Origin of the sequence: Solihabitans fulvus (assembly GCF_008386585.1) — a bacterium.
GTDB classification, from domain to species: Bacteria; Actinomycetota; Actinomycetes; order Mycobacteriales; family Pseudonocardiaceae; genus Solihabitans; species Solihabitans fulvus.
Window position 1 is genome coordinate 43,787 of record NZ_VUOB01000062.1, and the last position, 25,688, is coordinate 69,474.

At 70.7% G+C, this 25,688-nt stretch carries 21 protein-coding genes and 1 riboswitch; of the genes, 8 read left to right on the forward strand and 13 right to left on the reverse strand.

Features of this window, described 5'->3' with window-relative positions:
- Window positions 1-23: 23 nt before the first annotated feature.
- The 4 genes from F0L68_RS30755 to F0L68_RS30770 all read right to left on the reverse strand — a co-directional run bounded on the left by F0L68_RS30755 (window position 24) and on the right by F0L68_RS30770 (window position 4,226).
- Window positions 24-1,172, reverse strand: coding sequence for an acyltransferase family protein (locus F0L68_RS30755; RefSeq protein ID WP_149853357.1), 1,149 nt, complete (start codon window positions 1,170-1,172; stop codon window positions 24-26).
- Window positions 1,169-2,062 carry an alpha/beta hydrolase gene (locus F0L68_RS30760; RefSeq protein ID WP_149853358.1) on the reverse strand — a complete coding sequence of 298 codons (894 nt, stop codon included), beginning with the start codon at window positions 2,060-2,062 and terminating at the stop codon, window positions 1,169-1,171. Before F0L68_RS30760 ends, F0L68_RS30755 begins: the two co-directional genes overlap by 4 nt.
- Before the next feature lie 95 nt (window positions 2,063-2,157).
- Window positions 2,158-2,844, reverse strand: coding sequence for a response regulator transcription factor (locus F0L68_RS30765; RefSeq protein ID WP_149853359.1), 687 nt, complete (start codon window positions 2,842-2,844; stop codon window positions 2,158-2,160).
- A gap of 65 nt (window positions 2,845-2,909) precedes the next feature.
- Window positions 2,910-4,226, reverse strand: coding sequence for a sensor histidine kinase (locus F0L68_RS30770; RefSeq protein ID WP_149853360.1), 1,317 nt, complete (start codon window positions 4,224-4,226; stop codon window positions 2,910-2,912).
- A 202-nt stretch (window positions 4,227-4,428) separates the two neighbouring features.
- Between F0L68_RS30770 and F0L68_RS30775 the strand changes: the two genes are divergently transcribed.
- The 4 genes from F0L68_RS30775 to F0L68_RS30790 all read left to right on the forward strand — a co-directional run bounded on the left by F0L68_RS30775 (window position 4,429) and on the right by F0L68_RS30790 (window position 8,814).
- Window positions 4,429-4,929: a hypothetical protein gene (locus tag F0L68_RS30775; protein ID WP_149853361.1), complete on the forward strand. Its 501-nt coding sequence runs from the start codon at window positions 4,429-4,431 to the stop codon at window positions 4,927-4,929.
- 75 nt (window positions 4,930-5,004) lie between these two features.
- A complete protein-coding gene (locus F0L68_RS30780) occupies window positions 5,005-6,063 on the forward strand; it encodes a Gfo/Idh/MocA family oxidoreductase (RefSeq protein WP_149853362.1) in 1,059 nt (352 codons plus the stop codon).
- Between the two features lie 78 nt (window positions 6,064-6,141).
- A complete protein-coding gene (gene rdmE / locus F0L68_RS30785; RefSeq protein WP_149853363.1) occupies window positions 6,142-7,731 on the forward strand; it encodes an aklavinone 12-hydroxylase RdmE in 1,590 nt (529 codons plus the stop codon).
- 171 nt (window positions 7,732-7,902) lie between these two features.
- Complete coding sequence (locus F0L68_RS30790; RefSeq protein ID WP_149853364.1) at window positions 7,903-8,814, forward strand: SGNH/GDSL hydrolase family protein; 912 nt, start codon at window positions 7,903-7,905, stop codon at window positions 8,812-8,814.
- 198 nt (window positions 8,815-9,012) lie between these two features.
- Here the strand turns inward: F0L68_RS30790 and F0L68_RS30795 are convergent, their stop codons facing one another.
- Both F0L68_RS30795 and F0L68_RS30800 read right to left on the reverse strand, forming a co-directional pair.
- On the reverse strand, window positions 9,013-9,423 hold the full coding sequence (locus tag F0L68_RS30795; RefSeq protein ID WP_188316920.1) for an Imm1 family immunity protein: 411 nt from the start codon (window positions 9,421-9,423) through the stop codon (window positions 9,013-9,015).
- Window positions 9,411-9,746, reverse strand: a complete 336-nt coding sequence (locus F0L68_RS30800) for a DddA-like double-stranded DNA deaminase toxin (RefSeq protein ID WP_149853366.1) — start codon at window positions 9,744-9,746, stop codon at window positions 9,411-9,413. The genes F0L68_RS30795 and F0L68_RS30800 overlap by 13 nt, the downstream gene beginning before the upstream one ends.
- 631 nt (window positions 9,747-10,377) lie before the next feature.
- Between F0L68_RS30800 and F0L68_RS30805 the strand changes: the two genes are divergently transcribed.
- On the forward strand, window positions 10,378-10,776 hold the full coding sequence (locus F0L68_RS30805; RefSeq protein ID WP_149853367.1) for an SSI family serine proteinase inhibitor: 399 nt from the start codon (window positions 10,378-10,380) through the stop codon (window positions 10,774-10,776).
- Between the two features lie 248 nt (window positions 10,777-11,024).
- On the opposite strand, the gene F0L68_RS30810 is transcribed toward F0L68_RS30805, so the two are convergent.
- A complete protein-coding gene (locus F0L68_RS30810; RefSeq protein WP_149853368.1) occupies window positions 11,025-13,379 on the reverse strand; it encodes a glycosyl hydrolase family 95 catalytic domain-containing protein in 2,355 nt (784 codons plus the stop codon).
- A 295-nt stretch (window positions 13,380-13,674) separates the two neighbouring features.
- Here F0L68_RS30810 and F0L68_RS30815 point away from each other — a divergent pair, with 295 nt between their 5' ends.
- A complete protein-coding gene (locus F0L68_RS30815) occupies window positions 13,675-15,630 on the forward strand; it encodes an ABC1 kinase family protein (RefSeq protein ID WP_149853369.1) in 1,956 nt (651 codons plus the stop codon).
- 61 nt (window positions 15,631-15,691) lie between these two features.
- Here the strand turns inward: F0L68_RS30815 and F0L68_RS30820 are convergent, their stop codons facing one another.
- From F0L68_RS30820 to gcvH, 4 genes are all read right to left on the reverse strand, one after another.
- A complete protein-coding gene (locus F0L68_RS30820; RefSeq protein ID WP_149853370.1) occupies window positions 15,692-16,093 on the reverse strand; it encodes a hypothetical protein in 402 nt (133 codons plus the stop codon).
- Between the two features lie 851 nt (window positions 16,094-16,944).
- Complete coding sequence (locus F0L68_RS44940; protein WP_149853390.1) at window positions 16,945-17,271, reverse strand: CPCC family cysteine-rich protein; 327 nt, start codon at window positions 17,269-17,271, stop codon at window positions 16,945-16,947.
- 414 nt (window positions 17,272-17,685) lie between these two features.
- Window positions 17,686-19,059: an L-serine ammonia-lyase gene (locus F0L68_RS30830; RefSeq protein ID WP_149853371.1), complete on the reverse strand. Its 1,374-nt coding sequence runs from the start codon at window positions 19,057-19,059 to the stop codon at window positions 17,686-17,688.
- Between the two features lie 11 nt (window positions 19,060-19,070).
- Window positions 19,071-19,457, reverse strand: coding sequence for a glycine cleavage system protein GcvH (gene gcvH / locus F0L68_RS30835; RefSeq protein WP_149853372.1), 387 nt, complete (start codon window positions 19,455-19,457; stop codon window positions 19,071-19,073).
- Between the two features lie 148 nt (window positions 19,458-19,605).
- Window positions 19,606-19,699: riboswitch (glycine riboswitch) on the reverse strand.
- 420 nt (window positions 19,700-20,119) lie between these two features.
- On the opposite strand from gcvH, the gene ald reads away from it, so the two are divergent.
- Complete coding sequence (ald, locus tag F0L68_RS30840; RefSeq protein ID WP_149853373.1) at window positions 20,120-21,244, forward strand: alanine dehydrogenase; 1,125 nt, start codon at window positions 20,120-20,122, stop codon at window positions 21,242-21,244.
- A 59-nt stretch (window positions 21,245-21,303) separates the two neighbouring features.
- Here ald and F0L68_RS30845 read toward each other — a convergent pair whose 3' ends face one another.
- A complete protein-coding gene (locus F0L68_RS30845; protein WP_149853374.1) occupies window positions 21,304-22,035 on the reverse strand; it encodes a TetR/AcrR family transcriptional regulator in 732 nt (243 codons plus the stop codon).
- A 78-nt stretch (window positions 22,036-22,113) separates the two neighbouring features.
- Window positions 22,114-23,631 (reverse strand): MFS transporter, encoded by a 1,518-nt coding sequence (locus F0L68_RS30850; protein WP_149853375.1) that lies wholly within the window; start codon window positions 23,629-23,631, stop codon window positions 22,114-22,116.
- A gap of 251 nt (window positions 23,632-23,882) precedes the next feature.
- On the opposite strand from F0L68_RS30850, the gene F0L68_RS30855 reads away from it, so the two are divergent.
- On the forward strand, window positions 23,883-25,649 hold the full coding sequence (locus F0L68_RS30855; protein WP_149853376.1) for a serine/threonine protein kinase: 1,767 nt from the start codon (window positions 23,883-23,885) through the stop codon (window positions 25,647-25,649).
- Window positions 25,650-25,688 lie beyond the last annotated feature (39 nt).

Genomic DNA, 25,688 nt, shown 5'->3' on the forward strand with positions numbered 1-25,688 from the left:
AGTGTTTCAGATCGCAACGATCTTTAGCTTTTCCTGGCGAAACGGCGGATCCTCGTCGGCCGGAGCGCCGCGATCAACAGCGTCAGCAGCACGGTCAGCACGAGCGCGAACACGGGCAGCCACAGCAGCCGCGCCAGGATCCAGCCGGGGCCGTCCGGGGTCGTGTGCAGGCCGGGCAGCGTGCCGAACGCCCCCGCCACCAGCGTCACCACCGCGAGCGAGCTCTGGTGCAGCAGGAAGATCGGCAGGGCGCGGGCGTTCACGCCGCGCACCAGCGCCGCGACCCTCGGCCGCGCGGAGATCCTGGTCAGCAGCGGCACCGCCAGCAGCACCGCGCCGGTCTGCGCGGCGGCCAGCGCCAGCGTCGCCGCCGACGGCGGGGCCAGGTTGGACCGGAGCTGGCCGGGCACGCCGACCGCGCTCACCGGGTAGTGCGCGACCAACACCAGCAGCGCGTACGCCGCGATCCCGCCGAACAGCAGGCCGAAGGCCATCCCGCGCGGCACCGACCGCCGCCGCCAGGCGAGGCCGAACTGCCAGGCCGCGCCCCACACGAACAGCTCGTTGAGCTGGTTCCACGGCGCCGGCACCGCGAAGTCCACCAGCACGGCGAGCGCGGCGGGCACGAGCGCGGCGGCGAGGCCGAGCCGGTCGTCCAGCCAGCTGGCCAGCGGGGTCACCGCGAGCATCAGCAGGTAGACGCCGAGGAACCACAGCGGCGTCGTGATCAGGTAGACCAGCGTGGACACCGTCACCTGCGGCAGGCCGCGCGCGGACAGGCCGAACAGCACCGCGGCCCAGCAGCCGAGCAGCACCGCGACCGGCACGGCGAGCGCGCCGAGCTTGCGGCCCCACCAGGCGAACACCGAGCCGCGCCGCGCCGCATAGCTGGCCGCGGCGGCGTACCCGCCGGTCAGGAAGAACAGGCCGAGCGTCTGGCAGAACCAGCTCACCGGCACGAGCCCCGGCATGAAACGGAGCGGGCTGTCCACGGACAGGCCGTTCACCCCGGACACCAGGGCCGTGACGAGCCAGTGCCCGCCAACGACCCCGGCGACGGCCAACACCCGCACGGTGTCCACCACCGGATTCCGCGTCGACGCGCCCACCGGTTTTGCCCTTTCCACGGTGCTGTCCACGTTGGTGATCGCTGTCGCGACGGCAGTGCTCATCGGGTGACCTCCTTGACCTGTCCTGCGGCGATCCGGGCGAGGTTGCGCAGCGACTCGGTGCCCGGTTGGTAGTAGTCCTCGTGTTTCACCGCGCCGGCCACCGAGAACGGCCGTGCGCCGAAGTCCGGGTCGGTCGGGTCGGGCCCGTGGCCGAGGTCGCCGATGCGCACGTTCGGCACCCACTTCGTCCAGTCGTCGACGGCCCGCGCCGCCCACACCCGCGCGGTGGTGTGCAGGGCGGCCGCCGAGTCGGCGCGCACGCCGGGGCTGCCGGTGAACACCAGGTCGTCCGCCGGCAGGTCGTGCGCGGCCAGCCCGCAGACCACCGAGCCGTAGCTGTGGCAGAACAGGCGAAGCGGCACGCCGGGCCGCACCGCGGCGAGGCCGCGCACGAAACCGGTCAGCGCGACGGCCCCTGCCCTGGCCAGCCGGCCGGTGGCCGCGTCGACGCCGACACCCTCCGGCGTCTGGTAGCCGAGCCAGGCGATCACGGCCGTGCCGTCGCCGGACTCGCGGTGCAGCGCCTCGGCCATCCCGTACGGCGAGCGCAGCGGGGTGCTCGCGTTGTCGAAGCGCGGCAGGTCGACGTCCGACCCCGGCACCACGACCGCGATGCTGGTGGCCCGAGCGAGGTCGCCGAACACCACGGCGATCCGGCCGCGGCCGCGCGCGTCGAACAGCAGCAGCTGCTCGCCCGCCCACCGCGTGCCACCGGCGTTGTGCTGGTTGGCCAGGTAGCGCTGCTCGATGGGCGCGCCGTCCTGGTTGCCGACCGCCTCGGCCGGGGCCGGGCCGGTGAGCACCTCCTGTGCGCTGGCCGGCTGGCCGGCCGAGACGGTGACCAGCGCGGCGAGTGCGAAGGCGAGCAGCCCCGCCGTTGTCCTCTTCATGGGGCGAACGCTAGGAAGGTGACGCCCTCCGAAGCGTCACTCCGCAGCGCCATCTCCCGGGTGCTACCCGGGTATCAGAACGAGCGGTATGAGAACTACGGCCGGGGCGAAACCAAGCCGCTCTCGTAGGCCACGATCACGGCCTGGGCGCGGTCCCGCAGCCCCAGCTTGGTGAGCACCCGGCTGACATGTGTCTTCACCGTCTGCTCGGCCAGCACCAGCGTCGCGGCGATCTCGGCGTTGGACAGGCCCTGCGCGACGAGGCCGAGCACCTCGGTCTCCCGCTCGGTCAGCGCGGACAGCGCCTCCGGCCGGACCCGGACGCCGCGTTCCACGGGCTGCGCCTTGACGAAGTCCTCGATCAGCCGCCTGGTCACCGACGGCGCGAGCAGCGCCTCTCCCTGGGCCACCACGCGCACCCCGGCGAGCAGCTCGCTCGCCGGGGCGTGCTTGAGCAGGAACCCGCTCGCGCCGGCCCGCAGCGCCTCGTACACGTAGTCGTCCAGCTCGAAGGTGGTCAGGATCAGCACCTTCGGCTGGTTCTGGTGCGAGCCGTCCAGGATCAGCCGGGTGGCGGCCAGGCCGTCCATCTCCGGCATCCGGATGTCCATCAGCACCACGTCGGGGCCGAGCCCGTCGGTGTGCAGGGCACGCGCGACCCGCACCGCGTCCCTGCCGTTCTCGGCGGTGCCGACGACCTCGATGTCGGCCTGCGCGGCCAACAGCGCGGAGAAGCCCTCCCGCACCATCGCCTGGTCGTCGACGACGAGCACCCTGATCACGGGCCCCACCCTAGTGCGGCCGGCTGGCCCACCACACCGCGTCCTCGACGGGGTCGATCAGCGAGCTAGTCGATCGGCAGCACCGCGCGGACCTCGAAGCCTCCATCCACAGTGGATTCCGCCGTCACCACGCCGCCGTGCAGCTGGGCCCGTTCCCACATGCCGGCAAGGCCGTTGCCGCCGCTGCGCCCGGTCGTCACCGACGGCGGCAGCTCGGCGGGCCAGTTGCGCACCTCGATCTCCAGCGCGTTGTCGATCCGGCGCAGCCGCACCGCGACGGCCGCGCCTGGCGCGTGCCGGCGGGCGTTGGTCAGCGCCTCCTGCACGATCCGGTACGCGGTGAGCCCGAGCACCTCGCCGACTCCGTCCGCGATGTCGGCGGGCTTCTCGAGCGTCACCACGACCCCGGCCTGCCGGGTCGTCGCGACCAGCTCGGCGATCTGGTCGAGCCCGGGTTGCGGCGCGAGCTCGGCCGCCTGGTCGGAGGTGCGCAGCACGCCGAGCAGCCGCTGCATGTCCATGATCGCCGCCCTGGCCAGCTCGCCGATCTCGGCGAACTCCTTGACGCCGTCCTCCGGCATGCCCTGCACCCGGTAGGGCGCGGTCTCGCAGCGGACCGCCACCATCGACATGTGGTGCGCGACCACGTCGTGCATCTCCCTGGCGATCCGCGCCCGCTCGGCCAGCCGCGCCTGCTCCAGTTGCGCCTGCGCGGAGCGCTGTTCCTGCACGGCGATCGCCCGTTTGGCCCGTCCGCGCGAACCGAAGCTGTGCGCGACGACCAGGACGAGGACGACGATCACGAGCGCGACCACGTAGGAGTTCGTGTAGGACTTCGTCGATTCCTCGTCACCGAACGCGGTGATCCAGCCGAGCACGACCGCGGTGATCACGCCGGCGCTGGCCACGTAGCCCGCGCTGCACCGGAAACCGACGGCGGCCAGCACGGGGAAATAGGCGGCGAACTGCCACGGCTGGAACACGTTGTGCAGGTCCGACGCCATGCCGGGCGGGCCGCCGGGGTGCGAGCCGTCGATGGTCGGCAGCGTCATCAGCCACCTGGCCAGCAGCAGGGTCAGGGTGGCCAGCCGCCAGGCGTCCAGCGGCCGCCGCACCGCGAGCACGAGCGGCACGGCGGTCAACACGAACAGCAGCGGCCACCAGCCCGCCGGCTTGTGCCGGCTGACGTAGTAGACGCTGGCGAGGATGGAGACGACGCCGGCGTAGACGATCACCAGGAACCAGCCGAGTCGGCGGAGCCTGCGCTGCGACGGCTTCTCGTCGCGCGGCGGGGCCGGCGCGTACGGCGGGGACCACAGCAGCGTCTGCGCGAAGGTCGTCATGACGTTGCGCAGCGGGCTGGGGTTGGGCGAGGGGTTCATCGTGCGCCGATGCTATGCGGCGGTACGGGGTCCGGCATTGGCCCCTGGCGTGATTTTTCGGGTGCTACCCGGGTACTACGCCGGTGCGCGTCCGCGTCAACGGTGACCGAGCGTGCACCTATTGAGGCTTCCGCCAGCCGCCCCCCACCCGGTAGGCAGGTAGTGAGCCGCAGACGCGGACCCTGTGATGGAAGATGGCCCGATGGACCCGGAGCATGATCCAGATCGCCGGCTGCGGCTGACCGCCGTGGCGAGCGAGGCGCTGGCCGCCGCCAAGGCCGGGGAGGATGCTGTCGCGGTCGACCTGGTGACGGGCTTCCTGAGTGGTTCGCCCGAGGCGGACACGGACATTCGCGAGTTGGTGCTGCTGCTGTTCTCCGAGTGCAGCGGGATGGTGGCGGCGCTGGGGTCCGGCGGGGCGACGCCGGTGAAGATGCAGGTGTTCGACGAGGACGGCCAGGAGGTGCCGATCGACGACGCCGACCCGCCGGTCCGCACGGCGATCCGCACGCTGCTGGCCGAGGTGCACGGCGACGAGGCCGCCGCGCAGGAACAGATCGAGATCGCGCTGGCCAACGGCGCGCCGCAGGAACTGGCCACGGTGGTGCTCCAGGCCCTGCGCTGGACGCTGAAGCTCGCCACCGAATGCCACACCCGCGAACTCGCGGTCGTGCCCTGGATCGCCGAGGCGCTGGAGGACTGACGACGCGCGGTCTCGGAGATCGGCGGCAAACCCGTCATCGAGCACGATTCGGCGGCGGCTGAATATGGTTGGCGCATGACAGCTGCCAGGGTCGCACTCGTCGGATACGGGCTGGGCGGATCGGTCTTCCACGCCCCTTTTCTTGCCAGCACAGCGGGTCTGCGGCTGAGCGCGGTGGTCACCGGCAATCCGGACCGGCGGGCCGAGGTGGCCGCGCGCTATCCGGGCACCGAGCTGATCGCGGACGTCGAGGAGTTGTGGGCCCGCGCGGGCGACTTCGACCTCGCGGTGATCTCCACCCCCAACCGCCAGCACGCCGGGCACGCGCGGGCGGCCGTCGAGCACGGGCTGCCGGCCGTGGTGGACAAGCCGTTCGCGACGACCACCGCCGACGCGGTGGCACTGGCCGCGCTCGCGCAGGAGCGCGGCCTGCTGCTCGCGCCGTTCCACAACCGCCGCTACGACGGCGACTTCCGCACGGTTCGCCGGTTGCTCGCCGAGCGGGCGCTTGGCCGGGTGCACCGCTTCGAGTCGCGCTTCGAGCGGTGGCGGCCGGAGGTGCGGTCGTCGTGGAAGGAGAGCGCCGATCCGGCCGACGCGGGCGGGATCGTGTTCGATCTCGGCAGCCACCTGATCGACCAGGCCGTCGCGCTGTTCGGGCGGCCGACCTCGGTGTACGCGGAGGTCGCCGTCGCGCGAGCCGACGCGGTGGCCGACGACGACGCGTTCCTCGCGCTGACGCACGCCGACGGCACCCGCTCGCAGCTGTGGATGAGCGCGCTCGCCGCGGACCTCGGCCCGAGGTTCCGGGTGTTGGGGAACCGGGCGGGCTTCGTCAAGCACGGGTTGGACCCGCAAGAGGCCGCGCTGCGCGCCGGCGCGACGCCGGGCGGGGCCGGGTGGGGCGAAGAGCCCGAGTCGGCCTGGGGTCGGCTCGGCGCGCTCGACGACGTCCGGGCGGTCCGCACTGAACCCGGCGCGTACCAGCTGTTCTACGCCGGCGTGGCGAGGGCGCTCGCCGAGGGCACGCCGCCGCCGGTGCGCGCGGCGGACGGTGTCGCGGTGCTCGAGGTGATCGAGGCGGCCTACCGGTCGGCCGCGTCCGGCGAGACGGTGAAACTTAATCAGCAATAACTCTTGTCCAACAAACCTCTTACTCTCTAAGATGCTGACTGAATGCGAGGTCTCACAGGGTCTGACAGGGGAGGAAGCATGGTCGAGGAGAGAGTGCCGGTCCTGGTGGTCGGCGCGGGTCTGGCGGGGCTGTCGACCGCGATGTTCCTGGCGCGGCGGGGCGTGCGGTCGCTGGTCGTGGAGAAGCACGCCGGCACGTCCATCCACCCGAGAGCGTCCGGACAGAGCCCCCGCACGATGGAGTTACTCCGGTTCGCCGGCATCCACGACGAGGTGCTCGCCGCGAGCTACGGCATGGCCGGCGGCATGCGGATCATCATCGCGGAGAGCATGCGCGGCACGGTCTACCAGACCATCCTCGGCAACAAGGAGGACTGGGACGCCAGCGCGTTCTCGCCGCTGCCGTGGGGCATGGCCACCCAGGACCGGGTCGAGCCGATCATGCTGGAGCGGGCGACCGAACTCGGCGCGCGGGTGTCGTTCAGCACCGAGTTGATCTCCGTCGACCAGGACGACGACGGCGTCACCGCCACGCTGCTTGACCGAACGAACGGCAGGCTGACGCACGTCCGCGCCGACTACCTCGTCGCCGCCGACGGCGGGCGCAGCCCAATCCGCGAACGGCTCGGCATCGCCTGCCGGGGGCCGGGCACGCTCGGCCACAGCCTCGGCGTGCTGTTCGAGGCGGACCTCAGCGAGATCGTCGAGCCCGGCTCCGCGAGCCTGTACTACCTGAAGAACCCTGCGTTCACTGGGGTGATCGTCACGATGGACAACTACGGCAAGCACGGCTTCGGCGTCGAGTACCACCCGGAGAACGGCGAGTCGGCCGCCGACTTCCCGCCGGAGCGGATCACCGAGCTGCTGCGCATCGCCACCGACGTGCCCGACCTGACCCCGACCATCCTTGGCGTGCAGGCGTGGGAGATCGGCGCCAAGGTGGCCGAGCGGTTCCGCGATGGCAGGGTGTTCCTGGCGGGCGACGCGGCGAAGGTGACCCCGCCGACCGGCGGGCTCGGCGGCAACACCGCCGTCCAGGACGGCTACGACCTCGCCTGGAAGCTGGCCGCCGTGCTGCGCGGCGAGGCAGGGGCCGGGCTGCTGGACAGCTACGAGCCGGAGCGCCGCCCGTTCGCCGAAATGGTGGTGGCGCACTCGATGCACAACGCCGCCGACCGGATGAACGTCGGGGCCAGCAAGAACGAGGGCCAGATCGACGCGTTCGAGCTCCAGTTCGGCTACCGCTGCCGGTCGGCCGCCGTGCTCGCCGAGGACGACGAGGCCGCGCCGACGGAGAACCCGCGCGAGCCGTCCGGCCGCCCCGGTTTCCGCGCGCCGCACGTGCCGCTGATCCTCGACGGCACGGAACTGTCCACAGTGGACCTCTTCGGCGGCGACTGGGTGGTGTTCACCGGGCCGGAGGGCGGACTGTGGCACGAGGCCGCGCGGCACGCCGCCGACCGCCTCGGCGTGCCGGTGCGCGCCTACGGCGTCGGCCCCGGCCTGGCCGACCCCACCGGCGGCCTGGTCGACCGGTACGGCCTCGGCGCTGGCGGCGCGAGCCTGGTGCGGCCGGACGGCGTGGTGGCCTGGCGCGCGACGCGCGAGGTCGACGACCCGGCGGCCACCCTGCACGCGGCGCTGGCCACGGTCCTCTCCCGCCAATAGGGCGTACCAACCCGGAACGCGCTACCGAGGGCCGCCTTTCCGAGGGCGGCCCTCGGCGCGCGCGGCCCGTCCGGCTGACGGCGGCCGGCCAACGGGTGACAGGCATTGACGGTGACCCAGGTCACAGAAAAGATCTGAGCGCCCGCTCTACTCACCAGTAACGAGGTTGCGATGACCGGTTCCGGCACTGTCGCCCACCGACCCCTCGCCGTCGTCTCCGCGCTCGTGGTTCTCCTCGGCCTGCTGCTGATCGGCAACGGCCCCGCCGACGCGGCCACCGGCTACCACCGCTACGTCGCCCTCGGCGACTCCTACGCCTCGGGACCGTTCATCCCCGATCAGGTCGGCACGCCGTTCGGCTGCTTCCGCTCCAACCACAACTACCCCTCGCTGGTCGCGCGGGGACTCGGCGTCGGCTCGTTCACCGACATCTCCTGCGGCGGCGCGGCGACCCCCGACATGACCGGCAGCCAGTCGGTGCTGTTCGGCAGCAACCCGCCGCAGTTCAGCGCGCTGAGGCCCGACACGGACCTGGTCACCGTGTCCATCGGCGGCAACGACATCGGGTTCGGCGGCATCCTGCTCACCTGCGGGTCGGAGAGCCTGCTCAACCCGTTCGGCTCGCCGTGCGCCAACCACTACGGCGACCAGCTCAGCCAGCGGATCGCCGCCACCGCGCCCAAGGTCGGCGCGGTACTGGCCGGCATCCACCAGCGCGCGCCGCGCGCCAGGGTCGTGCTCGTCGGCTACCTGCGGATCCTGCCGCCGTCGGGCGGCTGCTGGCCAGTCGTGCCCATCTCGCGAGGCGACGTGCCCTACCTCGACTCGGTGGAGCAGCAGCTCAACGGGATGCTCGCGCAGCAGGCCGCCGGGCACGGCGCCACCTTCGTCAATCCCTACGCCGTGAGCCTCGGGCACGACGTCTGCCAGGCGCCGTGGACCAAGTGGGTCGAGGGGATCGTGCCGACCTCGCCCGCGTTCCCGGTACACCCCAACGCGACCGGCATGAACGTGGTCGCCAACCAGGTGCTCGCCGGCCTTGGCGCGACCGCACGCACCGCACAACCATCCGGCACCAGCTAGGGCATATCCCGTGAGACTCCGAGAGGCAGGCGGTGATCTGCGGTTTCCGGGAAACCGGTCGCCCACCTGCGGAAACGTTTCGTCAAGCTCCCGCACAACCGATCACGTTCCCGCAGGTCGCTGAACGTTGATGCCAGCCTCTCCCCACCTTTTCCCGACGGTGGGGAGAGGCCGGCCACCCCGGAGGTAGTCTCGCCCTCAGTTGCCGGAGCGAGGCTGCCAGTCGACCGCAGTCGGCCGGTCGCCCCCGGTTTCCATGTACTGGTGAGCGGCGGCCCGAACCAACGCCACGGACACTTCGGCGTCGGCGGGGAACTCCCGGTCGTTGTTCATGTAGTAGTAGAGGACGGGCGCGACGTCGACCCGGTCGACGGCCTTACTCAGGGTGCCGTCGCGGTGTTCTCCACCCGCGTAGTACAGGATGCCGTGTGCACCGTGCAATCCGACGTCGAGGACCGCCCTGCCGAGGTCGCCGTCGACGAACAGTTCCACGATGGTCGGCCCCTCCAGGTCGGCGACCTGGTCCAGCAGGACCTCGAGTTCTTCGGCCGTCCGGACGATGGTCGGGCCTTCGGCGACGACGTCGAACCATGCGCTCAGCGCCACCACGGCGTTGCACCTCCTGTGTATCGCTTCACCATCTGCGTGCCCTGCGGCGTGACGCCGTAGACGGTCAACGTGGATCCTTCGGGGAGCAGGATCGGGACCAGGGTGTCACAGCCAAGAGGGCCCTTGCAGGGGACGTTGTTGATCACAACGGTGACGTCCTTGACCCCGTGCTGAGCCATGTACGCGGCCAACTTGGTTTCGACGTCGGCCGCCGTGTAGGGCTTGCCCGGAACCCCCAACCGGTCCAAGTGCAGCTCGGCTTGCAGCGACTTGCCGCCTTCCCGCTGACGATTGGACGCACCTGGCCGTCCGGACCGATCCATCGGCCATGTGTCTTCGCCCCGCTGGACGGCTGGAAGGGCGGCGGAAGCGCGGCGCGAAGTGCCTGGACCTGGCCAGTGGTCACCTTCCCCGCGCTGGCCGCCGGCGGTGCGGCCGGCGCCCCACTGGTAGGCGCGATCGGCCCCGCCGAGGTGTTCCCGGCACCGGCCCCCTGGCGGTCGAGGTACCTGTTCAGGTGGTCGTCGCCGCGCCGCAGCGCGGCCACGGTTTGTTCGATGACGTCGAGGACGTGGGCCAGCTCCCGCACGACGTCTTCCCCTGCTTGGTCTCGCCACCCGTACAGGACGGCGTCGAGCGTCGTCCCCGCCTCGGTGATCAGTTCGGCCACGGCGTTGGACAGCGCTTGAGCCTCGCCCGACTTCTCCAAGGCGACACGCAGCCGCGCCGCGACGTCGCCGAGGGATGTTGACACCGTGCACCCCCTAGGTCACTCCGGGCGAGCGTCCCACGTGGCACCGACACCAGCGGACCGGTTCGACGCGGCGGACCAGACAGCGAACGGGGCCCAGTTCAGTCCGACAACGCTCCCGGACACGGCACTAGACCACTCGATCCGGTACTACCGACGAGTTGACTCGTGGATGGGGTGCCGTGCCGTCCAGTGTGGAGGGCATGGCACCCCATCGACTTCTCCTCGGATCCCTCCTGGCCTGCCTGGTCGCGCTCCCCGTCGCCGGCACGGCCGCGGCTGACGAGGCGCCGAGCGGGCTGGTGCTCTCCGTCCAGGACGAGGGCTCCGGCAGGTTCACCACCACGCAGCTCCGCTGCGACCCGCCCGGCGGCCGGCACCCGAACGCGCCGGCGGCCTGCGCGGCACTCGAAACCGTGGGCGCCGACTTCACCCAGCTGCCCGCCGAAACGCACAAGTCGTGCCCGTTCATCTTCCGGCCGGTGGTGGCCGCCGCACGCGGCCTGTGGCACGGCCGCCCGGTCGACTACACCAAGGAGTACGCCAACTCGTGCTTCCTGCACGTATCGACCGACCCGGTGTTCGTCTTCGCTCCCGCGTAGGCAGATTTCTCGCCCGCGCAGGAACGTTTCTCTCCAGCGCAGGCAGGTTTTGGACGGGGTGCTCGGCGCTGCCTGCCTCGGCCGAAGGGGGTAGGTGACCTCGGCAGGCCCGGACCAGACTCACGGAGGGCGGAACCACAGTGTCCGGGAGCCGAGCACCCCGCACCGACAGAACATCAGGCGAACCTGAGGGGTTCCTGCGGTGAGCCTGAGAGTTAGCTGTGAGCCCATCCTCCGAACGGGTGAGTTCAGGCCGGCAGACCCCACGGTTGCGCTGGGCCGTTCGCCGGCACCGGCCCGAGTTCGAAGTCCGGCCGGTCGCCCCGTCGATGCACCACGGCCTCCTCGCCCCGGCGCAGCTCGACCTCGATCGTGCCGCCACCGAGGTCCCGCCAGCGCCGCTCACGGCCCCGCCCGTCCCGGACCGTGAGGTCCCCGGCGATGCCGGGCCGCAGCACGCACGGCGCGCCCGCCTCGCTGCGGACCCGCAGCCACCTCGTCGCGCCGCCGGACCGCGACGCGCTGAGCAGAAACGCGCCCTGGGTGCGGAAGTCGCGCACCGCGACGTCCGGCCAGCTCGCCGGGATCGCCGGGAACAGCCGGATCACCCCGCCCCAGCTCTGGCACACCATGTCGTGCAGGGACTGCGCGGCCGACAGCGGCGTCTCGATGACCGGGCCGGACTCCTTGTACATCGTGTTGGGCTGCACGAACCGGCGCAGCAGCTCGCCGAGGTAGAAGGCAGCGTCGTCGCCGCGCAGCGCCTGCGCCGAGATGGAGGCCGCGCCGGTGAAGCTGTAACCCTGCAACGCGCCCTCGAAGCCGATCCAGTGCCGCAGCGACCGGTCGATCAGGTCGCGCCGCGCCGGGTCCTCCCAGGTGACCTCGTAGAGCGGGTACACCGACAGCAGGTGCGAGTAGTGCCGGTGCGACTTGGCGAACGGCACGCCAGCGCCGATCATGAAACCGTTCGCGTCGACCGGGTAGTCCACGAGCGTGTCGAGCACCCGCTTCCACTGCGCCGCAAGGGGATCGGCGATCCGCAGCAGCGTGGCCGAGTCGATCAGCGTGCGGCAGCCCCAGCGGAGCAGCGCGAGGTCGTAGTTGCAGTCCGGCGCGTTCACCCCGTACTCGGGCGAGAACGTCGCCGGCAGGTGCAACCGGCCGTCCGGTCCCGGCGCCAGGAAGTGCAGGTAGTAGTTGACCGCCCTGCGCAGCAACGGGAACAGCACCCCGCGCAGGATCCGGTCGTCCATGGTGTGCCGGTAGGACAGCCACACGTTGTGCAGGGCCCAGGTCAGGTTGCCGACCTCGGGCGTCGGCGTGTCCTGACCGGGAATGCCGACGGGATAAGGGCCTCCGCCGTTGAGCAGGTTCATGTCCGTGGTGCGCGGAATGCCAGCAGAGTCGCCCCGGTAGGGCTCCGCGAGCTGGCCGACCAGGTTGTCCTGGTGCTCGCCGAGCGCGCGCGTCACGGCGTCCAGTTCGAGGTGGTTGGAGCCGTGGATCAGCCAGTACTCCAGCTGCACGTTGAGGTTCCACCAGGTCGCCGGCCACGGCGTCGGTTCGAGCCACGGTCCGCAGGTGGCCAGCACCGGCGCGTCCCGGCGAGCCGCCGAGGCGACCTTGTACAGCTGGATCCAGTAGAAGCTCTGCAACCGCTGGTCCGGCACGGACAGGAAGCTCTTGCGGTAGTAGGAGTGCCACCACTCCCGGTGGTCGACCGCCAGCAGGTCGAACGGCAGCCAGCCCGAGTCGACCAGGCGCAGCGCCTCCCGTGCCGCCGTACGACCGGGAAAGGACCACGCGACGGCCGCGCGCAGGGTGCGCAGCGAGCCGACAGTGTGCTCCCGCCACGCCGTGACATGCTCGCCGCCGCCGAGCAGCTCCTGCACCGCGAGGGTCCGGTCACCGCTGGTCGACACCGTGGCAGGCGGGTTGCCGACGTACCCGGGTGGCGGCGGCTTGCCGAACTGCGGCGCGGTGCGCGGGCTGACCGCCTCCTCGGGGTGGAACACCCAGCGAAAGCCCCGCTCCCCTTCCGTCGGCCGCACCTCGACGGCGAGCAACGATCGTCCACTGTGGACGATCGCGCGAAGCGCGAGACTGCCGGCCGAAGTAGTGATCGTGCCGCGCAGCTCGGCGTTCCACAGGTCAAGCCGCCAGTCCACGCCGGTGATCGCGCCGACCGGCTCCAGGGTGAAATGGCCGATGGGCAGCCTGGCAAGGCCGAACAGCGAGCCGAACTCCGGCCGATGGTCCTGCACCTGCGAGTGCCCCACGGTGAACCGCACCGCGTTGGCACCGGGCTCGGCGTACACCCCGGACCCAAGGAACCCGTTGCCAAGGAACGGCCCCTCGTACCAGGCAGTAGGCATCCGCTGCCAGCGCAGATCGGCCGACCCAAGGAAACCCGGCCAGTCCAGCCCGTCCCAGCCCCGCTCCGCCGCCCCGGAAAGATCCCCCTCGCCGCCAACAACAGGATCAGCCGCCGCAATCCCAGGACCAGCCACCCCACCCGCCACCACACCGCCCACCAGCGCACCGCCCGCAACACCCGCCAGCGCGCCGCCGAGCAACGTCCGCCGCCTGAGTTCGCTCATCGCCGCCGCCTAACGGAAGCCCCGCCCGATCTTCGCCACCAGATAACAAATCATCCGATCTTTCCCTGGAACCTAGGCAGCAACCCAGCACGCCGTCAAGGTCCCCAACGGCGCAATCATCATTCACATCCCTGAAACTCCCCCACCAGCAACAAGAGAACCCATCAACCACCGAACACAGTGATCGGACCTATCCACTCCAGCCACTGCAACTAGCTGTAACGGTTCCGCCGGCTCAGGCCCGTTGACCTATCCTCCGAAGAATGCGTACAGCCCGCCGATCGAAGACGGACCGATGAGCACCTTCCTCCTGTACGCGATCGCCGTTCCGGTGACCTACGTGCTCCTGGTGCTCGGCATGGCGCTCGCCGCGCGACGGATCCTCGGGCTGCACATCGGGCTGGTGCGCACCGCGCTCGCGAGCATGCTCGGCCTGTCGCTGACCAAGGGCGTGCTGTCCGGGATCGCCCCGTCCGAGGCGGAGACGGTCACCGGCGCGCTCGCCACCGTTGGGATCGGCATCACGCTGCTGATGACCATCGGCCTGCTGGCACTGGCCGAGGTCCTGGTGCCGACCGGCTCGGTGCCGCCACCGACCGAGTGGTTCGGCGCGCTGCGGCGCAAGCTCGCCAGGACGCGCCGGTACTCAAGGATCACCGCGATCGCCGTCCGGCACGGCCTCGGCCCGTACCTGCGTGGCAGGGAGCGGTCCGGGGCGGGCAGGGCGCGGCTGGCCAGGTCGCTGCGCCACGCCCTTGAGGACGGCGGGGTCACCTTCATCAAGCTGGGGCAGGTGCTGTCCACGCGGCGCGACCTGCTGCCCGTCGAGTTCATCGAGGAACTCAGCAAGCTCCAGGACGAGGTGCCCGCCGCGCCGTGGGACCAGGTCGCGCAGATCATCAGCACGGAGCTGGGTGCGCCACCGGAGACCGTGTTCGCCGAGTTCGACCGCGAGCCGATCGCGGCGGCCTCGGTCGCGCAGGTGCACAGGGCCAGGCTCGTCTCCGGCGCGGAGGTCGTGGTCAAAGTGCAGCGACCCGGCATCCGGCGGGTCGCCGAGGGCGACCTCGACATCGTCTGCCGGCTCGCGGCCACCCTGAACAACCGCACCAGATGGGGCAGGTCGATGGGGATTCTCGACCTGGCCAACGGGTTCGCCGCCGCGCTGCGCGAGGAGCTGGACTTCCGGGTCGAGGCGCGCAACCTCGCGGCCGTCACCGCTGCGGCCACCGTGCGCGCCGACGCGACCTCGGTCGACGTGCCCGCCGTGCATGAGGAGCTGTGCACCGGCCGAGTGCTCGTGATGGACCGCCTGGAGGGTGTGCCGGTGCGGCTCGCCGGGCCGGTGCTGGACGGGCGCGGCGAGGACCGCACCGAGCTGGCCCGCGCGCTGCTCGGCTGCCTGCTGCGTCAGGTGATGCTCGACGGCGTCTTCCACGCCGATCCGCATCCCGGCAACATCATGCTGCTCACCAACGGCCGGCTCGGCATGCTCGACTTCGGGTCGGTCGGCCGGATCGACGCGCTGCTGCGGGCCGGGCTTCAGAAGCTGCTGCTGGCCATCGACCGGGGCGACCCCGCCGGCCTGTGCGACGCGCTGCTCGAACTGGTCAGCCGACCGGACGAGATCGACGAACAGCAGCTGGAACGGGCCGTCGGCCAGTTCATGGCGCGACACCTCGGTCCAGGCATGCGGCCGGACGTGGAGATGTTCGGCGACCTGTTCCGCCTGGTGTACCGGTACGGTCTGGCCATCCCGCCGGAGATCGCCGCCGTGTTCCGGGCGTTGGCCACGATGGAGGGCACGCTCGGCGCGCTCGCGCCCGGCTTCAACATCGTCGTGGAGTCGCGCGAGTTCGCGAGCGCGCAGTTCAGCGAGCGACTGAACCCGGAGTCGATCCGCCGCACCATGTCCGAGGAGCTGCACTCGCTGCTGCCGATGCTGCGCAGGCTGCCGCGCCGGGCCGAGCGGATCACCAGCGCGCTGGAGCAGGGCAGGCTCGGCCTGAACATGCGACTGTTCGCGGACGAGCGCGACCGCAGGTTCCTGACGAACCTGTTGCACCAGATCATGTTGACCGTGCTCGGCGCGACTGCGGGCATCATGGCCGTGCTGCTGTTGGGCGCGCAGGGCGGCCCGAGGATCAGCGCGACAATCAGCCTCTACGAGGTGTTCGGCTACAACCTGCTGATCATCAGCGTCCTGCTGGGCATCCGGGTCGTGGTCGCGATCTTCCGACCAAGAACCTAGGCAGCGCCGACATCCCGGGTGACAGGCGGTCCCACTGTTCACCCATACCCGGCATTCTGGGCTATCTGACGCGGCTGATGAAGGCCAGATTGATCACCGCGATGACGACCCAGGCGGTCACGGCCACGGCGGGCCCCGCCGATCCGAGCGTATTGGCCGCCGTGGTCGCGATGATGCCGAGGAGAATTGTGACAATGGCGAACTTTCCGGCCATATGCCGGCGCGCCCCGGGATCCTCGCGGGGCGTCGGATGCTCAACCGTGACGTGTTCGGCCAGCCGCTGATCCACGCGCGCGTCGATGGCTTTTCCAGTGCGATCGAGGAATTCCGCTATCACTGCGAGCTCGTCGTCCGCACCGACGGCGAACCGCGCCGCAACGGCGCCCGCCACCTCGTCAACAGGGACGTCCAACCCGCAGATCTCGTCATCCGGCGAAGCCTGCGGCCTGTTCGGCTCGACCATCCACGCAGTCTAGGTCCTTGCCCTCGCGCAGGCAGAGCACATTTTGACAACATAGGTCCATACCAAGTCACAGCTATGACAAGGAATGTCCACCACATTTGTCCCGCTTTATCTGCAACGTCCCTCGTGCTGGGTTCAGGTGAGCACGACACAGCAAGTCGACAACGCCCCGGGACCAAGCAGACAGCGCCCGAACCGACACGCCCGAGCACGACACAGCAAGTCGACAGCGGCGCAGGACCATGTGCGGCACCCAGTCGCCACCTTCCCCCTGCCCAGGCCGCAGTTAACGCCGAGACGGTGGTGTCAAGGGTGGGCGCAGCCCATCGCGTAGCGACGCCGAAGGCGCCCTTGACTCCGCCGTCTCGGCGTTAAACAATCCGCGGCCCCCCAAGGGGGAAGGCACCAGGCACCGCACCGGCAGAAGATCCAGAGAAGGACCAGGAAGAAGATCAAGAGAGAAGGATCAGGGACAAGGACTCGCGACAGAGTTCAACACCTGTCAGGCAAGGCGTCTCAAGCCCGACAGAGAGCCCTTCCCCCGATGGAGGCCAGATTGTTTAACACCGAGCCGGCGGTATCAAGGGCGCCTACGGCGTCGCTACGCGATGGGCAAGCCCACCCTTGACACCACCGTCTCGGTGCTAACTGCGGCCTGGGCAGGGGGAAGGGGGCGAGTGGCTCCCGATCTTCACCGGAACCGTCGTCGACTCACCGCAGGAGGCACCCGGCGAGGAGCCTCCTCAGCGCCAAGATCATCGCTCGCCCTGCTCACCATCAGCCCTGACGCGCAACTGAGCCCACAATCAGCCCCAGTGGCACAAGCAGGGCACTCCAGGATCCGCGCCGGCTCACTCGGGCACTTCGTCACCGAACTGACGCTTGACCTCGCTCCACCAAGCCTCTGCTCTCCCCTCCGCGATCGACGCCTGATCGTCTGTCGGGAGGCTCGCGACATACTCCGAGTACCGGTTACGTGCGTCAGTCAAGCTCTCCGCTCCGTTCGGACCGCTCCACACCTCATCGGCGTGCGGGTCGTCCTGCCCGTCGTCCTCCCACCCGCACTCTCGACAGATCTCGTTGAGACCTCGTGCATCCAGGGTCGGGAGATGGCAGCACGGGCACGGATAAGGCCCACCGCCAAATGGGTAGGCATCGCGCAGTTCCTGCCGTGACATCACGCTGAGTAGCGTGGCATGAGCTGCCGTTTCTCGCGCGGAGTAGACCTCCAGCGGTCGGCGCTTTCGCCTTGATCAACGGCGTCACCAACCATGAATGGACGCCAGCAGAACACATTCTCATCTCGCGTTGGCGACCTGCGGCAATCACTGGTTGCGGGGCCGCTACGAGCTGGACGACATGGCGACCGCTTGGCCTTCCACCGCCCGGCACCGGGCCAACGCAACGACCGGCGGCACCGAGTCAGGACCGCAAAGGTCTGTCTCCGGCACCACCGGCCGTCCGCCGAGACGCCCTCGCCCACGGCTTCCGGTGGCCCAAGATCAGGCCGTGTCCAGGCCGTGAGACGTCAGGCAGCAGCGAGTAGGGACGAGAACTGTCACGAACCGTCGTCGCAGCTCAAAGATCGTTTCTCAGCACTCGATGACGTTCACGGCCAGGCCGCCGCGTGCCGTCTCCTTGTACTTGTCCTTCATGTCCTTGCCGGTCTCCCGCATGGTCTTGATGACCTTGTCGAGCGACACGAAGTGCGCCCCGTCGCCGCGCAGCGCCATCCTCGCCGCCGTGATCGCCTTGATCGACGCCAGCGCATTGCGCTCGATGCACGGGATCTGCACCAGCCCGCCGATCGGGTCGCAGGTGAGGCCCAGGTTGTGCTCCATGGCGATCTCGGCCGCGTTCTCCACCTGCTCCGGCGTGCCGCCCATGACCTCGGCCAGCCCGCCCGCCGCCATCGAGCACGCAGAGCCGACCTCGCCCTGGCAGCCGACCTCGGCACCTGAGATCGACGCGTTCTCCTTGAACAGCACGCCGATCGCGCCCGCAGTGAGCAGGAAGCGCACCACGCCGTCGTCGGACGCGCCCGGCACGAACCGCGTGTAGTAGTGCAGCACCGCTGGCACGATGCCGGCCGCGCCGTTGGTCGGCGCGGTCACCACGCGCCCACCCGCCGCGTTCTCCTCGTTGACGGCAAGGGCGAACAGCGTCACCCAGTCCATCACCCGCAGCGGGTCGGTCGCGTAGTGCTCGCGGGTCAGCGTGCGCTTGATGTCGGCCGCGCGGCGACGCACCTTCAGCCCGCCGGGCAGCACGCCCTCCTCGTTGCAGCCCCGCTCAACGCAGTCCTGCATGACCTGCCAGATGTGCAGCAGGCCGGACCGGATCTCCGGCTCGGTCCGCCACGCCTGCTCGTTCTCGAGCATGACCTCGCTGATCGACAGCCCGGTCTCCCTGGTCCGCGCGAGCAGCTCGTCCCCGCTGAGGAACGGGTGGGCCAGCGGCGTCGTGTCCGGCTTGATCCGGTCCGCGCCGCTGGCGTTCTCGTCCACCACGAAGCCGCCGCCGACCGAGTAGTAGACGGCGCGGTCCAGCTCCGCCTCGTCCGCGCCGAACGCGGCGAAGCTCATTCCGTTGGGGTGCAAGGGAAGGCTCTTGCGGCGGTGCATGACGAGGTGGCTGTCCTCGACGAACCGGATCTCCCGCTCGCCGCCGAGCCGGAGCAGCCCGGTGCGGCGAAGCTCGACGACGCGCTCGTCGGCGGCCACCGGGTCGCACTCCTCGGGGTGCTGGCCCTCCAACCCCAACAGGACGGCCTTGGGGCTGCCGTGGCCATGGCCGGTCGCGCCGAGCGAGCCGAACAGCTCGACGTGCACACGCTCCACATCCGCGAGCAGGCCACGCTCGCGGAGGCGCGCGGCGAACATCGCCGCCGCGCGCATCGGCCCGACCGTGTGCGAGCTGGACGGACCGATACCAACTGAGAACAGGTCGAAAACGCTGATCGCCATGGTGGCGCTCCTCAGCCGTCGCTGCCGGCGAGCTCCGCGTACCTGGCCGCGGTGAGCAGTCCTTCCGCGGTCTCCACGGAGACTCGGAAAAGCCAACCCTTCCCGTACGGGTCGGCGTTGATCAGGGCAGGGTCGTCGGCCGCGGCCTGGTTCACCTCGACGACCTCGCCGGTGACCGGGGCGTAGAGGTCGCTGACCGACTTGGTCGACTCCAGCTCGCCGCACGTGTCACCGGCGGCGACCCGCTGACCGACCTCGGGCAGCTGCACGAAGACGATGTCGCCGAGCGACTCGGCCGCATAGTCGGTGATGCCGATGGTGACCGGTTCGGCGCTGCCAGGGGTCCAGTCGACCCACTCGTGCTCTTCGGTGTACAGCAGGTTCTCGGGGAAAGCCACGGTGGCACGCTCCACAGCGATACGGCCGGCGCATCCACGCCGACCTTGTCGGTCCGGACTCCCCCTCTGTCATGGGACCTGAGAGCTTCACCGCGGCATCGCGGTTTGCACCGTGGGTGCGCGCACGTGGCACGCTTTCCAGAGTGGCCTCACCCGGGCGGTCTCGCTGCCTGAGAGTGTGCGGGGAAACTTGCTCCTTCGGCGCCCCGGCGACGTGCCGGAGTCTCTCCCGCTCGGGTTGCGGGCCGCGCGTATGGCGCGCGACACCACGGCCGATTTTCAGTTGGTTGGCCAATCGCCACGAAAGCTATGCGGCTGGCTCACGGGTGTCAACGCGGCCGGCTGACTGGACCCCGAGGTGCACACGGCCGGATGGCGCGCCATGCGGCCGGACGACGCACCGACCGGATCCGCTCGCCGGGCGGGGGCTGCCGGGCGGCGCGACACTGTGTCACTACGCGCCGTCCGGCGACGTCACCACGCGTCGTCAAGCGACCACACTCTCCTCGGCCCGGTTGTTCCATTCGCACAATCGGTCCGACGTCAGATGGTGCGGCCGGCACGATGACACCGCCGAGAAGTTGCCGGACCTTTGCCTTGACGCCAGTTCACAGGGGTGTGGCGGCCCGATCGCCCGCCTCACCGCCGAGAAGGAGCACCCCGTGCGGATCGCCGTCCCACGCGAGATCAAGAACCACGAGTACCGCGTCGCGCTGACCCCCGCGGGCGCGCACGAACTGACCAGCCGTGGTCACGAGGTCTTCGTGCAGGCGGACGCCGGTGTCGGCTCGGCCATCCCGGACGAGGAGTACCTCGCCGCTGGCGCCAAGGTGCTGGCCACCGCCGACGACGTGTGGGCCGAGGGCGAGCTGGTGCTCAAGGTCAAGGAGCCCATCGCCGAGGAGTACCCGAGGCTGCGCGCGGGCCAGGTGCTGTTCACCTACCTGCACCTGGCCGCCGACCCGGCCCTGACCAAGGCCCTGCTCGACTCCGGCAGCACCGCGATCGCCTACGAGACCGTGCAGACCCCCAACGGCGCGCTGCCGCTGCTCGCCCCGATGTCCGAGGTGGCCGGTCGGCTCGCCCCGCAGGTCGGCGCATACTCGCTGATGAAGCCGTCCGGCGGGCGCGGCATGCTGCCCGGCGGCGTGCCCGGCGTGCACCCGGCGCGCGTCGTGGTGATCGGCGGCGGCGTCGCGGGCCTGAACGCCGCGACCATCGCCGTCGGCATGGGCGCGGACGTGGAGATCCTGGACACCAACGTGGACCGGCTCCGCCAGCTCGACAACCAGTTCCGCGGCCAGCTCCGCACGGTGACCTCGAACCGCTACTCGATCGACCAGGCGGTGCGCGAGGCCGACCTCGTGATCGGCGCGGTGCTGGTGCCCGGCGCGAAGGCGCCGAAGCTGGTGAGCAACCAGCTCGTCGCGGAGATGAAGCCGGGTTCGGTGCTGGTGGACATCGCCATCGACCAGGGCGGCTGCTTCGCCGACTCGCGGCCGACCACGCACGACGACCCGACCTACCAGGTGCACGACACGGTGTTCTACTGCGTGGCCAACATGCCCGGCGCGGTGCCGCGCACCTCGACCTTCGCGCTCACCAACGTGACGCTGCCCTACGCGGTCGCGCTGGCCGACAAGGGCTGGGAGTCCGCGCTGCGCGCCGACCACGCGCTGGCGCTCGGCCTGAACACGCACGCGGGCTCGCTGACCAACCAGCCGGTTGCCCAGGCGCACGACCTGGCCTACACCAGTCTCGACGAGGTTCTCGGCACCGCTTCGTAACCGCGACGCCTCGTCTGCCGAAGGTGGGTCGGTCGCGCAGCCGCGCGACCGGCCCCCCGTCATTTCTCGACCGCGAGACCGAGCAGGATCCGGTCGATGCCGAACTCGAACGTGTCGTCGTTGCCCGAGCCTTCGGTGTCGGCGACATGCTTGGCCACGTTCGGGTAGTCGGCGACCATCTCGGCGATCCTCGGCCGCCACGTCTCGGCCAGCTCGGCCAGGCCCGGCTCGTGGCCCCGGTTGTCCTCCGCCCACTGGGACTCGCCAGCGGCGACGCCGAGCATGAAGCTGAACAGCAGTCCGAGCGCGCCGCCGATCACGTCGTCCGGCAGCCCCTTCCGCAGCACCGCCAGCAGGTTGTCGCTGTAGGTCAACGCGTTCGGGCCAAAGTTGGGGTAGCGGCCGAGCAGGTGACTCAGCCAGGTGTGCCTCCTGGTGACGTCCAGGAACTCACGCGAGAGCGCGCGAACCTGGTCGGTCCACTCCCCGTCGGCCGGCGGGCCGATCTCGCCAAGCGCCGAGTCCATGGCCAGTTCCAGCAGCGCGGACTTGGTGGGCACGTGCCAGTACAGCGACATGGGCGCTGCGTCGAGCTGCGCGGCCAGCTTGCGCATGGACAGCGCGGCGAGCCCGTTCGCGTCGAGCACCTCGATCGCGGTGCGGACGATCAGCTCGCGGCTCAGTCCGGGATGTTGCTGACCGGCGGGTTTCGGCGTGGCCAGCCAGATACTGCTGGCGACCGGATCGGTCCATTTCTCGACCACAAAGCCTCCCACCAGCCCGAACTGCAACCCTCGAATCGTAGATGTCGGGACGGATGTCTTCGGGACGTCCGGTGTCCTGAAGGCATCCGTCCCGACGTGGACCGGTCAGACCCCGACGGTTTCCCTGGTCGGCGTCGCGGCGCGCTCGCCCCTGCGCAGCAGCAGGCCCGAGGTGATCCCGCCGAGCAGCGCGGCCCCCGCGCCGATCAGCAGGCTGCCGGACATGCCGGACACGAATGCGGTGCGCACCGCGTGCACCATCCCGGCCGGGTCGGCGGCGTGCGCGGCGGCGATCAGCGCGGACGGCAGGGAGCGGTCGGCGCCCTCACCAAGGCCCGTCGGCAGGTCCGCGGCGAACCGCGCCGCGAGCAGGCTGCCGAGGACCGCGATGCCGAAGGAGTTGCCCAGTTCGGTGAGAGTGCCGTTGAGGCCGGAGGCGATCCCGGCGCGGTCCGGCGGAATGGCGCCCATCATCGCGTTGGCCGCGACCGGCATGGCGACGCCGACACCCGCGCCGATCAGCACCAGGCCGATGAGCGTCGGCCCGTAGCCGCTGTCGGCGGACACCAGGCTGAGCGCGACGAGGCCGGCGGCGACCGTGGTCATGCCGACCGCCATGCTGCCGCCCGCGCCGAGCTTCGCGCTGATCTTGCCGCTGAGGCTGCTCACGAGGAGGACGGTGAGGGCCATCGGGGCCACCCTGACGCCGGCCTCCAGCGGCGTGTAGCCGAGCACGGACTGGAGGTGCTGGGTGAGCAGGAACAGCGAGCCGCCCATGCCGAACGCGGCGAGCACCCCGCCCGCGATGGCCCCGGTGAAGCGGCGGTTGGCGAAGAAGCCGAGGTCCAGCATGGGGTGTTCGATGCGGCGCTCCCACCAGGCGAAGGCTGCGCCGCCGACCACGCCGACGGCGACCGCGACCAGGACCTGCGCCGAGCCCCAACCGTGCTGCGGCACCGAGATCACCGCCCACACCAGGGAACCCATGGTGATCACCGACAGCGCGGCGCCGACCAGGTCCGGCGGGCGCACGGCCGGGTCGCGGGACTCGGGCACCATCCGGGCGACCGCGAGAATCGCGAGCGCGGCGACGGGCACGTTGATCAGGAACACCGAGCCCCACCAGAAGTGGTCGATGAGCGCGCCGCCGATGACGGGACCGCCGGCCATCCCGAGCGAGGCGACCGCGGACCAGATGCCGATGGCCTTCATCCGCTCGCGCTCGTCGAACAGCCGGACCAGCACGGCCAGCGTGCCGGGCATCAGGAAGGCCGCGCCGAGGCCCATGCCGGCGCGCGCCGCGATCAGCGCCTCGGCCGAGCCGGCGTAGGCCGCCCAGGCCGAGCCGCCGCCGAACAGGACGAGGCCGAGCAGCAGGGCGCGCTTGCGCCCGAACCGGTCGGACAGCAGACCCGTGGTGAGCAACATGCCGGCGAGCACCAGCGAATAGGCGTTGATCATCCACTGAATGTCGGCGGTGCTGGCGCCGAGTCCGCTGGTGATGGACGGGATCGCCACGTTGAGCACCGTGTTGTCCAGCACCACGACCATCAGCGCCAGGCACAACACGGCAAGGATCCACCACCTCTTCGGGTGCGGTCCGTCCCCCGTGTGTTCAGTCATCTCGATCCCCTCGACCTGTCACGCTCTCGTACGCTGTATGTGTCACGTACAACGTACGAGCGAATCGTCTCGAAGTCGACGGATTTTCGGGAGTTTCAGATCACGTCGCACGGTGATCCACTCAGGTGCGCGGCCTCGGCGGGCCCGGCACGGGTCCCGTTGCCGACGCCGAGCGCGGCACCTCACCGTGCCGGGACGCCGCGCACTGCCACACTCCCCACGGGCTGGTTCATCCGAGTGCAGGGGTGCGCGTGAAGTCTTTGGGAGCGTCCGACCCGGTCGTGGTCGGGCAGTATCGAATGATCGCCGAGCTCGGCAGCGGCGGCATGGGTCGCGTGCTGCTCGGCTCCGCGCCGGACGGCCGGCTCGTCGCGGTCAAGCAGGTGCACGCGCAGTTCATGGCGGACAACGGTTTCCGCGCTCGGTTCCGCCGCGAGGTCGAGGCCTCCAGCAGGGTGTCCGGCGCGTACACCGCCGCGGTGATCGACGCCGACGCCGACGCGCCGGTCCCGTGGCTGGCCTCGGTGTTCGTGCCGGGACCGTCGCTGCGCGAGGCGGTCGCCGACGCCGGCAGGCTGCCGGCCGAGGCGACGCGCCGCCTCGCCGCCGGGCTGGCCGCCGCCCTGCTCGAGATCCACCGGGCCGGCCTCGTGCACCGGGATCTCAAGCCCGCCAACATTCTGCTCGCCGGCGACGGACCGAGGGTGATCGACTTCGGCATCGCCCGGGCCGCCGACGGCGGCGGCGAGCTGACGCACGCCGGCATGCTGGTCGGCTCGCCCGGCTTCATGTCACCGGAGCAGATCGAGGGACGTCCGCTGTCGCCGGCCAGCGACATGTTCTCGCTCGGCGCGGTGCTCGTGGTGGCCTGCACCGGACAGGATCCGTTCGCTGGCTCGTCGGCCGCGCAGGTCCTCTACCAGGTGGCGCACGCCGAACCGGACCTGCGTCAGGTTCCCGACGAGCTGCGCCAGCTCGTCACCTGGTGCCTGGCCAGGGATCCGGCGCACCGGCCGACCCCGGCCCAGCTGTTGGCTTCCATCGGCCACCTCGCCCCGTCCGCGCAGCCGTGGCCGCCCGCCGTGCACCGGCTGATCGCCGACCAGCGCGCCGAACTCGACCGGCTGATCGGTCAGGTCGGCGCGCCGGCGGCCTTCGTCGAGACCGCCGCGCCCACCGTTCGGCTGTCTGTCCGGTCTGGCGAGCCCGTCCCGCCTGCCGGGCCTGCGACGTCTGCAGGGCCTGCGACGTCTGCCAAGCCTGCCCCGCGTGCCGGGCGCGTCTCGTCTGCCGGGCGCGTGACGCCGCCGCCCGCAGCGGACCGGCGGCGGTCGGTCGTCACGGGCGTGGTCGGCGGTGTGGTCGTCGCGCTGGCCGCGGCTGCCGGCGTCGTCGTGGCCTCGTGGCACGGTGGCAGCGGCTCGGCCGCCGCCGGCGGCGACAGCAGCAGATCGGCCACCGCGTCGACGCAGGCGCCGACGTCCAGCTCGGCCCCGACCACGGTCACGACCACCACCACGGTCACGACCACGACGACGACCACCACGACGACGACGGCCGCCGCGACGGACCTCGACACCAACGCCTGGTACGCGGTCACCAACACGGCCAGCGGCAAGTGCGTCGACGACAGCGGGCAGGGCACCACCAACGGCACCGCGGTCGTGCAGTGGGACTGCACCAACCAGCCCAACCAGGACTGGCAGTTCGTGCCGACCGCCGGCGGTTACTACCGGGTCATCAGCCGCAACGCGCCGGCCATCGGCTGGGACGTCGAGGGCGGGCCCACCGCGACCGCGGACCGCGCGCACGTCCACCTGTGGACCTTTGTCGGCGGCACCAACCAACAGTGGCGGCCGGTGCCGCTGGGCAACGGGACCTACGTGTTCATCGCCCAGCACAGCGGCTCGTGCCTGGACGTGGCCGACCGCTCCACGTCCAACGGCACCCAGCTGCAACAGTTTCCGTGCTCGCCGACCGACCCCGCGCAGACCTTCACCCTCGGCAAACGCCCCTGACGTCCCAGCCGTCGCGGACCGACTTCCTTGCTGGCCAAC